10 protein-coding genes are annotated in these 11,661 nt (G+C 63.8%); 8 read left to right on the forward strand and 2 right to left on the reverse strand.

The genetic code is table 11. The features are described from left to right. The 8 genes from EOA28_RS02465 to EOA28_RS02500 all read left to right on the forward strand — a co-directional run. Positions 1-881 (forward strand): DUF6537 domain-containing protein (locus tag EOA28_RS02465; RefSeq protein ID WP_348633420.1); only part of this gene is annotated, 881 nt, incomplete at its 5' end. A gap of 147 nt (positions 882-1,028) precedes the next feature. Further along, complete coding sequence (locus tag EOA28_RS02470) at positions 1,029-3,344, forward strand: EAL domain-containing protein (RefSeq protein ID WP_126079868.1); 2,316 nt, start codon at positions 1,029-1,031, stop codon at positions 3,342-3,344. A gap of 334 nt (positions 3,345-3,678) precedes the next feature. After that, entirely contained in the window at positions 3,679-4,440 is a 762-nt protein-coding gene (locus EOA28_RS02475; protein WP_127249711.1) for a hypothetical protein, read from the forward strand. A gap of 143 nt (positions 4,441-4,583) precedes the next feature. Then, entirely contained in the window at positions 4,584-4,733 is a 150-nt protein-coding gene (locus EOA28_RS02480; RefSeq protein WP_082056395.1) for a DUF3096 domain-containing protein, read from the forward strand. 148 nt (positions 4,734-4,881) lie between these two features. Continuing rightward, the gene (locus tag EOA28_RS02485; RefSeq protein WP_042645175.1) at positions 4,882-5,106 is read left to right on the forward strand and encodes an aa3-type cytochrome c oxidase subunit IV; all 225 of its coding nucleotides are present in this window, start codon (positions 4,882-4,884) and stop codon (positions 5,104-5,106) included. Positions 5,107-5,191: 85 nt separating this feature from the next. After that, entirely contained in the window at positions 5,192-6,445 is a 1,254-nt protein-coding gene (locus tag EOA28_RS02490) for a Re/Si-specific NAD(P)(+) transhydrogenase subunit alpha (RefSeq protein ID WP_127249710.1), read from the forward strand. After that, complete coding sequence (locus EOA28_RS02495; protein WP_127249709.1) at positions 6,445-6,870, forward strand: NAD(P) transhydrogenase subunit alpha; 426 nt, start codon at positions 6,445-6,447, stop codon at positions 6,868-6,870. Before EOA28_RS02490 ends, EOA28_RS02495 begins: the two co-directional genes overlap by 1 nt. Position 6,871: 1 nt before the next feature. Beyond that, positions 6,872-8,269 carry an NAD(P)(+) transhydrogenase (Re/Si-specific) subunit beta gene (locus tag EOA28_RS02500; RefSeq protein WP_127249708.1) on the forward strand — a complete coding sequence of 466 codons (1,398 nt, stop codon included), beginning with the start codon at positions 6,872-6,874 and terminating at the stop codon, positions 8,267-8,269. A 70-nt stretch (positions 8,270-8,339) separates the two neighbouring features. Here the strand turns inward: EOA28_RS02500 and gyrB are convergent, their stop codons facing one another. Both gyrB and EOA28_RS02510 read right to left on the reverse strand, forming a co-directional pair. Further along, entirely contained in the window at positions 8,340-10,811 is a 2,472-nt protein-coding gene (gyrB, locus tag EOA28_RS02505) for a DNA topoisomerase (ATP-hydrolyzing) subunit B (RefSeq protein WP_042645171.1), read from the reverse strand. Between the two features lie 251 nt (positions 10,812-11,062). After that, the gene (locus tag EOA28_RS02510) at positions 11,063-11,635 is read right to left on the reverse strand and encodes an NADPH-dependent FMN reductase (protein ID WP_127249707.1); all 573 of its coding nucleotides are present in this window, start codon (positions 11,633-11,635) and stop codon (positions 11,063-11,065) included. Positions 11,636-11,661 lie beyond the last annotated feature (26 nt).

The following is an 11,661-nucleotide window of genomic DNA, read 5'->3' on the forward strand; positions in this document are numbered from 1 at the left end:
ATTCGCTCGGCGCCAACATGTTCATGCTTGGCTTCGCCTTCCAGCATGGCGGCCTGCCGCTTTCGGCTGAAGCCGTTGAAAAGGCGATAGAATTGAACGGCGAAGCGGTGGCGATGAATATCGCCGCTTTCCGCTGGGGCCGCCGCGCCGCGCATCAGCCCGACTTCGTACGTGGCCTGGTCGCTCAGACCGGCAGGCCTGCGCCCAAACCGGCCGAGACGCTGGACGATGTCATCGCCCGCCGGGTCGCCTTCCTCACCGCCTACCAGAACGCCGCCTACGCCAGGCGCTACGCCGACCGCGTGGCGACGTTGCGCGCCGCCGAGGCGAAGGCGATTCCAGGCTCGACGGTGGTGACTGAAGCGGCGGCGAAAAACCTCTTCAAGCTGATGGCGATCAAGGACGAGTATGAGGTGGCGCGGCTCTACACCGACGGCACTTTCGCCGCCGACCTCGCCAAGCAGTTCCAGAGCTACGAGAGGCTTGAATTCCATCTCGCGCCGCCGATCCTCGGCCGCCGCGGCAATGACGGCAAGCCCAGGAAATCGAGCTTCGGCCAGTGGATGATGAAGGGCTTTCGACTGCTGGCGGCGATGAAGGGCCTGCGCGGCACCGCCTTCGACCTCTTCGGCTACACGGCCGAGCGGCGCATGGAGCGGCAAGCGTTGAGGGAATACGAAGCCGATCTCGACCTCATCGCCGGCGCGCTGGCGCCGGGCAGGGTGGAGGCCGCGACCGCCCTGGCCTCCGTGCCGGCATTGATCCGCGGCTACGGCCATGTCCGGCAGGCCAGCGCCGCGAAGGCGGCGGGCGAGCGCTCGCGCTTGATCGAGCGTCTGGCCCAGGCTCCGGCGGAGCCGACGCTTCGCGCCGCCGAGTGACCGCGCCGGCGCATTGACGGCGCCAGAACTCCCGGATTCCCTGGTCTGTCCCGCCTGCTGCAACCCTCCGCAACCGGGGTTGAACGCCGTTCTAAGCCTTTCTTAAGGCGGGTGTGGCATGACAAGGCGTAGCGTTGGGCCAGCGGCATGGGTAGAACAAAGACCGAGAACATCCCGGCGGATGTCTATATCCAGTTCGTGCGGGCATTGTTCGACAACGCCGGCATGGTTGCGATCGGCGGCGTCTGCTACTGGATTCTCGGGTTCATGGTCTACCTGCGTACGCAGGATCTGCTTTATCTGACGTTGGCTTTCGTTCTGCTATCGGCCAGCCTCTGGCGGTACTTCAGCATCCGAGGCTTCCATAGAGCGGGCGGCACCATAGCAAGTGTCGCAGAGGCAGAAGCGATAGAGCGCAATTACATTCTCAAAGGCAGCGCGCAGGGCCTCGCATTGGGGTCATTCTGCTTCGTGTCGATCTACCTGCGTCCTGACCAATTTGCTGAACTGGCGTCGGTGTCGTTGTCGTTGACGACCCTGGTAACGGTTGTCGGACGAAGCTACGGGTCCATGCGCATGGTCCAGATTTTTTCCTTGACCCTCGTCGGGCCCGCGGCTCTTGCGCTCATCCTGCGCATGGATATGGCTTCTGTCGTCCTCGGCTTGATGATCTTCCCGTTGACGTTCGTCACCATCAACAGCGCCGACCATGTCCGCAACGTGCTCTTCTCCGCCGTCATCGGCCACAAGCAGGCCGGGAACCTGACGCGCCGGTTCGATCGCGCGCTCAACACCATGTCGCATGGCCTGGTCATGCTGGGGCCCGACGGGCGGGTTGCGGTGGCAAATGCCGAAGCCGCCCGCCTGATGTCGCTGAGATCGGGCGATGCCTTGCTCGGACGCTCGATCCACGGCCTTTTGATGCGGGGCGTCGCCGGCGGCATGCTGGCGCCGAAAGACTGCCGCTACATCGAGGCGCAGCTGACGCGCGCCCTGCGCGAAGGCCGCGACCGCAAGGTGCTCGTTTCGCTGGCCAATGGTCAGCATTACGAATTCTCCGCCCGCGAAGGCAGCCAGGAACTGGGCGTCATCACCTTCGAAGACGTGACGGTGCGCGTCGAGGCGGAAGAAAAGATACGCTTCATGGCGCGCTACGACAATCTGACGGGCCTGCCGAACCGCGCCTATTTCCACGAGCTGGTCCGTGAGGCCATGGCCTCCGGCGAGCAGGATCGGCTCTGCGGCCTCGCGGTGCTCGATCTCGACGACTTCAAGAGCGTCAACGACACACTCGGCCATCCGGTCGGCGACGGGCTGATCTACGCCGTGGCCGAGCGTCTCGCGGCGATTGCCGGACCGGGCATCACGGTCAGCCGCTTCGGCGGCGACGAGTTCATGATCTTCTTCGACCGCGTCGAGGACGAGAGCCATCTCGGCACCCTGCTCGATCGGATCTTCGCGGACCTGCAGGGCGAGGTGGACGTCGCCGGCCACGGCTTGCGCATCCAGGCCAGCGGCGGCGCGGTGCTGTCCAAGGTCAAGGACACCGAGGTTGATGCAATGATCGTCAAGGCCGACCTTGCCCTCTACAAGGCCAAGGAACTTGGCAAGAACAGCTGGCGGCTGTTTGAGGCGGCCATGGACGCCGCGTTCCGCAATCGCCAGCTGATGAAGGCCGATCTGCGCAATGCCGTGCAGGCCAAGGATCTGCGCGTGGTCTATCAGCCGATCGTCTCCATCAGCACCATGCGCATCGCCAGTTGCGAGGCGCTCTGCCGCTGGGACCATCCCGACCTCGGCCCAATCTCGCCCGGCGTCTTCATCCCCTTGGCGGAAGAGATGGGCATCGTTTCCGACATCAGCACCTTCGTGCTGGAGGCCGCCTGCGCCGAATGCGCCAAATGGCCGGCGCAGACCAGTGTGTCGGTGAACTTGTCGGCCAAGGATTTCCGCAGCCGCGACATCGTCCAGAAGGTCAGGGACGCCTTGGCCAAGTCGGGCCTTGCGGCGCACCGGCTCGAAATCGAGGTCACCGAGACCGCCTTGCTCGATGACAAATCGCTGACGCGCGAATCGATCGAGGACTTGAAGGCGCTTGGCGTGCGCATCGCGCTTGACGATTTCGGCACCGGCTACTCCAGTCTGAGCTATCTCCACAAGCTGCCGCTCGATAAGATCAAGATCGACCGCTCTTTCCTGGTCGATATGAACCAGAACCGGCAGTCGCTCGATCTGCTGAAGGGCATCGTCAGCCTGTCGCGGACATTGGGCCTTTCAGTCACCATCGAAGGGGTCGAGACCTTCGAGCAGCTGAAGACGCTGGTTCATCTGGTCAAGCCGGACTTCGTGCAAGGCTTTCTGTTCGGCGCCGCGCTCAGCGCGTCGGGCATCGAGACGATGTCGAGCGTCACCTGGCCATTTGCCGCGGACCTGCATATCGCCGGCAAACGAACGGCCAGCTGACCGGATTTCCGGGCAAAGCGCAAAACGGCTTCCACTTCGCAGAATTACGACCCGTATTGAGGACCCGCCAAATATATTGGCCGCTCAGGACAAGTGTAGGCTGGGCGTGCCTCGGCGCTTTCGAAGCTCTGAATTCGAAATGACTTCGTCGATTATAACCGGTTGGCATTAGAGGGTCGCTCGCGTCGGGATTTGCTTTTCTCGCGCATGATCAGCGAAATTGGGCGACCGGCATTAAGGTTAACAAGAGGTAAATCAGCAATATCGAATTTTCAGCTTGTGTCTCATTTCAACTCGAATAGCCTTGGTCGCAGGCGGAATTCGAGGACTGACAATGGATGCTGCGAGGAAGAGTGCGTCGGCCGACGCCAGCGCGAGGATGGACTCCGCGCTCAACCGGTCGATGATGGAACTGCTGGATCATGTTGAATATCGCCTCATCACGGGGGGTGAAGATCAGGAGGCGATCTATCGGCTCCGCTACAATTCCTATCGGCGCTCAGGTATGTGTGGTCCGATCGCGAGCGGGATGTTCGAGGATCGCTGGGATAATCTACCCAACGCCTATCGGTTCGGTGTCTATTGCTATGACCAATTGGTCAGCACACTGCGTTTCCATTATATTACCAGCGCGCAGCCATACTCGCCTTCGGTCGATGCCTATCCCGAAGTCTTGCTTCCACGGCTCGCCCGCGGCGAAACCTTCATTGACGGAACCCGCTTCGCGGCCGACCCCGACAGCGCGCCGGCGCCGGGGGTGCTGCCTTTTCTGACGCTCAGGATCGCCATGGTCGCCTCCTGCTACTTCGGTCAGGACTCGGTGCTGACGCCGGTCAAGATGGAGCATTCCTCTTTTTACGTTCGTTACTTTCAGGCCGTGCAGAGGACAGAGGCTAAAGCATTTCCGGGCGTTCTTCCCCCGCTCGCACTGTTCGAAATACCGGCCGGCGAAAACATGCGCCTGACGCTCAAACGATTGCCGTTCTTCAGATCGACGCCGATGGAGCAGCGGCTGATGTTCGGCAACCCGGCCATCAACCGGCTGACGCCCCTCTCGATCGTGCCGACGGCGAAATACTTTCGCGCCGCTGCCTGAACGCGGGCCATGAACCTTCTGCCGGCTGCGGCGTTAGCAAGCAACTCCAGGAAAGTGTGAGCGGTTTTCCGGCCGGAATTGCATCAGGACAAGCTCCGCAGCCGTCTGACGGGCGATCGCCTGTCGAATGAAAGGATTGCGACATGACCATTCATTCAATCGCGCTGACGCCGCTGATCTCGCTGATCGCCGGTGTGCTGATCCTGGTGATGCCGCGGCTCCTCAACTACATCGTCGCGCTTTACCTGATCGTCGTCGGCCTGCTCGGCCTTTTTCCCCAACTCGCCGGCTGAAGTTCCCCTTGCCGCGCGGGCCAGGGCGCGCCGTTCAATTTCAACTTTCATTTGAGGCTGTTGTCGCAGGCTGTGCGGCAATAGCGCCATTGCTCTTGGTTCGGCTTTTCGCTATGTGCCTCAAAGGCTTTTTCGAAGGGGTACTTCCATGGCTGATCACACGCCCGCCGGTCCGGTCGAGCTTGGCGCGCAGATGGACTATGCCGAGCACGACCGCACCTACAAGGCCTTCCTCGGCCTTGCCAAATACGGCTCGCTGGTTTGCGCCGCCATCCTCATCGCCATGGCCTTCGGCTTCTTCGTCGGCGGCTTCTTCTCGGGCCTCATCGTGTTCATCCTGATCACGGCCATCGGCACTCTCATTCTGCGGTAGACTTCCCAAGCCCATCGCCCTCGACGTCGCCGGACGTCCGGCCGACGCCTTGCGTAATCAAGGTTCCAGCCGAAAGGATCGTCCGGTGGGACAAATAGTGTTCATCCCTCGTGAGCTTGACCCGAACGAGCCGCGCGTCGCAGCCTCGCCGGAGACAGTCAAGCGCCTGGCCGGTCTCGGCTTCGACGTGATCGTCGAGCAGGGCGCCGGCCTCGGCTCCCGCATCCCCGACCAGGATTTTGCCGCGGTGGGTGCCACGATCGGCAAGGCTGCCGACGCGTCAAAGGCCGACGTGGTGCTGAAAGTGCGCCGGCCGACCGACGCGGAGCTGAAGGGCTACAAATCCGGCGCTGCCGTCATCGCCATCATGGACCCCTACGGCAACGATGCCGCGGTGGCCGCAATGGCCAAGGCCGGCATCACCGCCTTCTCCATGGAATTCATGCCGCGCATCACCCGCGCGCAGGTGATGGACGTGCTGTCCTCGCAGGCCAACCTTGCCGGCTACCAGGCGGTGATTGACGCTGCCGCCGAATATGATCGCGCGCTGCCGATGATGATGACGGCGGCTGGCACCGTGCCGGCGGCGAAAACCTTCATCATGGGCGTCGGAGTCGCCGGCCTGCAGGCGATCGCCACCGCGCGCCGTCTCGGCGCCGTGGTCACCGCCATCGACGTTCGCCCGGCGGTGAAGGAGCAGGTGCAGTCGCTCGGCGCCAAGTTCCTGGCGGTCGAGGACGAAGAGTTCAAGGCGGCCGAGACCGCCGGCGGCTACGCCAAGGAAATGTCGAAGGAATACCAGGCCAAGCAGGCGGCGCTGACGGCCGAGCACATCGCCAAGCAGGACATCGTCATCACCACCGCGCTGATCCCTGGACGACCGGCGCCGAAGCTGGTCTCGGCCGCCATGGTCGCCTCGATGAAGCCGGGCTCGGTGATCGTCGACCTTGCGGTCGAGCGCGGCGGCAATGTCGAGGGCGCGGTTCCCGGCAAGGTCGTGACGACCGAGAACGGCGTCAAGATCGTCGGCCACCTCAACGTGCCGGGCCGTGTCGCGGCCTCGGCCTCGCTGCTCTACGCCAAGAACCTCTACGCCTTCCTCGAGACGATGGTCGACAAGGCGACGAAGCAACTCGCCATCAAGCGCGACGACGAACTGGTCAAGGCGACGATGCTGACCGACGGCGGTCGGGTCGTGCATCCGAACTTCGCCAAGGCGGCGGAGGAGCCGCGCACCGAGCCGGCGGCCATTCCGGCGACGACCATGGTTGCCGATGCCGCCGACGCGAAGCCGGCGGCAAAGAAGAAGTCCGCAGCCAAGCCTAAGGGGACCGCGTGATGGACGCCTTGCAGAAAGCTCTCGATCAGCTCGATCAGGCGACCGCCGCCGTGCGGCTCGCGGTGCAGGATCTCGCCAACAACGCGCCGGGCGCGGCCGATGCCGCAAGCGGCGCGGCGCATGCGCTCTCGGGCGGCGCCATCGATCCCTTCGTCTTCCGCTTCGCCATCTTCGTGCTGGCGATCTTCGTCGGCTATTATGTCGTGTGGTCGGTGACGCCGGCCCTGCACACGCCGCTGATGGCCGTCACCAATGCAATCTCCTCGGTCATCGTCGTCGGCGCGCTGCTTGCCGTCGGCATTGCCGCTTCCGGCCTCGCCGCAGGCTTCGGCTTCGTCGCCCTGGTGCTGGTCTCGGTCAACATCTTCGGCGGCTTCCTGGTCACCCAGCGCATGCTCGCCATGTACAAGAAGAAGGAAAAGTGACGTGACCGTCAATCTCGCTTCCTTCCTCTATCTCGTGTCCGGCATCCTGTTCATCCTAGCGCTGCGCGGGCTCTCGCATCCGACCACCAGCCGCCAGGGCAATCTCTACGGCATGATCGGCATGGGCATTGCCATCGCCACCACGCTGGCGCTGGCGACCCCCTCTGCCGGCCGCTTCGGCCTGATCGTGCTCGGCCTCGCCATCGGCGGCGGCATCGGCGCCGTCACCGCGCGCCGCATCGCCATGACCTCGATGCCGCAACTGGTCGCCGCCTTCCACTCGCTCGTCGGCTTTGCCGCCGTCATGGTGGCAGCCGCCGCCATCTACGCGCCGGAAAGTTTTGGCATCGGCACGGCGGGCGACATCCACGCCCAGGCGCTGGTCGAGATGAGCCTCGGTGTGGCCATCGGCGCCATCACCTTCACCGGTTCGGTCATCGCCTTCCTCAAGCTCGACGGCCGCATGTCCGGCAAGCCGATCATGATCGGCGGTCGCCACCTGATCAACATCGTCCTCGGCGTCGCCCTGGTGGTGCTGATCGTGCTTCTGGTCACCACCGAGTCCAAGCTCGTCTTCTGGCTGATCGTCGCCGCCTCGCTGGTGCTCGGCGTGCTGTTGATCATCCCGATCGGCGGCGCCGACATGCCAGTCGTGGTGTCGATGCTGAATTCCTATTCGGGCTGGGCGGCGGCAGCGCTTGGCTTCACCCTCGGCAATTTGGCGCTGATTATCACCGGCGCGCTGGTCGGCTCGTCCGGCGCGATCCTGTCCTACATCATGTGCAAGGGGATGAACCGCTCCTTCATCTCGGTCATCCTCGGCGGCTTCGGCGGCGAGACGGCGGCGGCTGCCGACGACGGCATCGAGCGCACCGTCAAGCAAGGCTCGGCCGACGACGCGGCCTATCTGATGATGAACGCGCAGAAGGTCATCATCGTGCCCGGCTACGGCATGGCGGTGGCCCAGGCGCAGCACGCGTTGCGCGAAATGGCCGACAAGCTCAAGGCCAATGGCGTCGAGGTCAAATACGCCATCCACCCTGTCGCCGGCCGCATGCCCGGCCACATGAACGTCCTTTTGGCGGAGGCGAACGTCCCTTACGACGAGGTGTTCGAGCTCGAGGACATCAACTCGGAGTTCGCGCAGGCCGACGTCGCCTATGTCATCGGCGCCAACGACGTCACCAACCCGTCCGCGCGTGATGACAAGTCCTCGCCCATCTACGGCATGCCGATCCTCGACGTCGACAAGGCCCGCACCTGCCTCTTCGTCAAGCGCTCGCTCGGCTCCGGCTATGCCGGCATCGACAACACGCTGTTCTACAAGGACGGCACCATGATGCTGCTCGGCGACGCCAAGAAGATGACGGAAGAGATCGTCAAGGCCATGGACCACTGAGCTTGATTGCAGGCTTCAAAAGAGAGGCCCGGCAAATGCCGGGCCTCTCTTTTTGAGTGTGTAGGTGCGCTCAGATATCCAGATTAGCCACCGACAGCGCGTTGTCCTGGATGAACTCGCGGCGCGGCTCCACCTCGTCGCCCATCAGCCGCGAGAACAATGAATCCGCGTCTGTCGCGTCATTGACCTTGACCTGCAGCAGCGAGCGCACATTCGGGTCCAGCGTGGTTTCCCAGAGCTGCTCGGCATTCATCTCGCCAAGGCCCTTGTAGCGTTGCATGGTGAGGCCCTTGCGGCCGGAAGCGAACACCGCGTTGAGCAGCGCCAGCGGTCCCGAAACAAGCTCCGAGGTCTCCTTGCGGCGCAGCGTCGGCTGCTCGCCATAGACTTCCGAAAGCCGCGGCGCGTAGCGGTCGAGCTGGCGCGCGTCGGCCGAAGCAATCAGCCCGGCATCGAGCTGCACCACATCCTTCACGCCGCGCACCGTGCGTTCGAAGACATAACCGCCCGAGCCGTCATTGGAGGTCGACAGCCGGCCGGTCCAGCCGCGCTCGGTCTCCTCGGCGATCATGTCCAGCCGCTGCGCGACGCGCTCGGCCATCGCGTTGGCGCGGCCGAGATCGGCAAGCACGTCGGCATTGAGCGCGCCGGCGATCGCCGCCTGCTCGACGACGCTGCGGTTGTAGCGCGTGTGCAGCCCGTTGATCAGCTGGCGCACCGCCAGCGCGTCGTCTACGGAGCTGCGCAGGTCCTGCCCGGTCCGCACCTCGCCGGAGGCGAGCACCAGCGAGGCCTCATCCAGCCCGGAGCCGATCAGATATTCCTCATAGGCGCTCTCGTCCTTGAGATATTGCGAGCTCTTGCCCCGTGTCACTTTGTAGAGCGGCGGCTGGGCGATGTAGAGATGGCCGCGCTCGATCAGCTCCGGCATCTGCCGGAAGAAGAACGTGAGCAGCAGCGTGCGGATGTGGGCGCCGTCGACGTCGGCGTCGGTCATCAGGATGATCTTGTGATAGCGCAGCTTGTCGGCGTTGAACTCGTCCTTGCCGATCGAGGTGCCGAGCGCGGTGATCAGCGTGCCGATCATGTCGGAGGAGAGCATGCGGTCGAAGCGCGCCCGCTCGACATTGAGGATCTTGCCGCGCAGCGGCAGGATCGCCTGGTTCTGCCGCGAGCGCCCGCCCTTGGCCGAGCCGCCGGCGGAGTCACCCTCGACGATGAAGATTTCCGACTTGGCCGGGTCGCGCTCCTGGCAATCGGCGAGCTTGCCGGGCAGCGAGGTGACGCCGAGCGTGCTCTTGCGCGTGATGTCGCGCGCCTTGCGCGCGGCTTCGCGCGCCGCGGCCGCCTGGATCACCTTCTCGACCACGACCCTGCCTTCGCTCGGATGCTCTTCCAGCCAGGTGCCCAGCGCCTCGTTGACCAGGCTTTCCACCACCGGGCGCACCTCTGACGAGACCAGCTTGTCCTTGGTCTGCGAGGAGAATTTCGGGTCGGGCACCTTGACCGAGAGAACAGCGGTCAGGCCTTCGCGGCAGTCGTCGCCGGTCAGCGAGACCTTTTCCTTCTTGGTCTGGCCGGAAGACTCGCCATAGCCGGTGATCTGCCTGGTCAGCGCCGCGCGGAAGCCGGCCAGATGTGTGCCGCCGTCGCGCTGCGGGATGTTGTTGGTGAAGGCCAGCACATTCTCGTGGTAGCTGTCGTTCCACCACATCGCGACTTCGACGGTGATGCCGTCGCGCTCGGCGCGGATGGCGATCGGCGCCTCGATCAGCGGCTTCTTCACCCGGTCGAGATATTTGACGAACTCTTCCAGCCCGCCGTCATAATGCAGCTCATGGCGCACAAGGTCGGCATGGCGCGCATCGGTCAGCACGATGCGCACGCCGGAATTGAGGAAGGCGAGCTCGCGCAGCCGGTGCTCCAGCGTGTTGTAGTCGAACTCGACCATGGTGAAGGTCTCGGCCGACGGGAAGAAGGTGATCTCGCTGCCGCTGCGGCCTTCATAAGTGCCGGGCTGCTTGTCCTGCACGTAGCTGCCGGTCACCTTCAGCGGCGCGTCGGCATTGCCATGCGTGAAGCTCATCTCGAAAATCTCGCCGTTGCGGCGGATCTTGAGCTTGAGCCAGGCGGAAAGCGCGTTGACCACCGAGACGCCGACGCCATGCAGGCCGCCGGACACTTTATAGGAGTTCTGGTCGAATTTGCCGCCGGCATGCAGCTGCGTCATGATCACTTCGGCCGCCGAAACACCCTCCGAGGGGTGGATATCGGTCGGAATCCCGCGGCCATTGTCGATGACGGTAACGGAACCGTCGGGGTTGAGCGTCACCGAGACGAGGTCGGCGTGGCCGGCAAGCGCCTCGTCGATGGCGTTGTCCACCACCTCATAGACCATGTGATGCAGGCCCGAGCCGTCGTCAGTGTCGCCGATATACATGCCCGGACGCTTGCGCACCGCGTCCAACCCCTTCAAAACCTTGATGGAATCGGCGCCGTACTCGGCTTGCGCGCCAATGGCGCTTTCGGTCTGATCGCTCATGAAAACCTGTCTGATTGATGTCGCTGGTCCGGCGCCGAAAAATGGCCGCGAATCGCGCCGTTTTGATGTCCTAGATATAGGCGCAAATGGCGGATTTTCCAAGGTTTGCGGGCATTTTGCCGGCTTGGCGGCAAGGTGCTTCCACGCCCGCGCTGATACGGTCCCGGCGTTCGGCCGAAAAGGGTCGATGAAACGCAAAAGGCCGCGCCTAAGCGCAGCCTGATAATTGCCTTGCTGGGAAGCTTTCGTGCCTATTCGGCCGCGCGCAGCGTCTTCAGCGCCCCGCTCCAGCGGAACAACTCGTCCAGCATCGTCTTCGCTCCGCCCTGCACCTGCTCGCTCGGATGATAGGCGCGCTTCTCATCGAGCAGGCTCGCATAGGCCGGTAGCGCCACCCCCTCCGGGATCGGCATGACGCCGACCGAGGTGAGCAGCGGCTTCAGCGATTGCGCGGCGCGCAATCCGCCGGATATGCCGCCATAGCTGAAGATCGCCGCGGGCTTGTAGCGCCACTCATGCAGCAGATAGTCGATGGCGTTCACGATCGCGGGTGCCACGAAGTAGTTATACTCCGGCGCCACGAACACGAAGGCGTCGGCGGCGTCGATCGCCTTTGACCACGCCTTGGTGTGGTCGTTCTCATATTTGCGCAGGCGCGGATGGTGCGGCTCGTCGAGCATCGGCAGGTGGAACGCGGCGATGTCGGTCAGCGCCGGCTCGAACTTGCCGTGCTCGCGCGTGAATCCTTCCAGCCATTCGCCGAAGATTGGACCGGCGCGTCCCGGCCGCGTGCTGCCGATGATGACGTTCAGACGATGCTTCACGGGAGAGCTCCTTGCTTGGCGGTATC

The organism is Mesorhizobium sp. M2A.F.Ca.ET.067.02.1.1 (genome assembly GCF_004023285.1).
Taxonomy (GTDB): Bacteria; Pseudomonadota; Alphaproteobacteria; order Rhizobiales; family Rhizobiaceae; genus Mesorhizobium.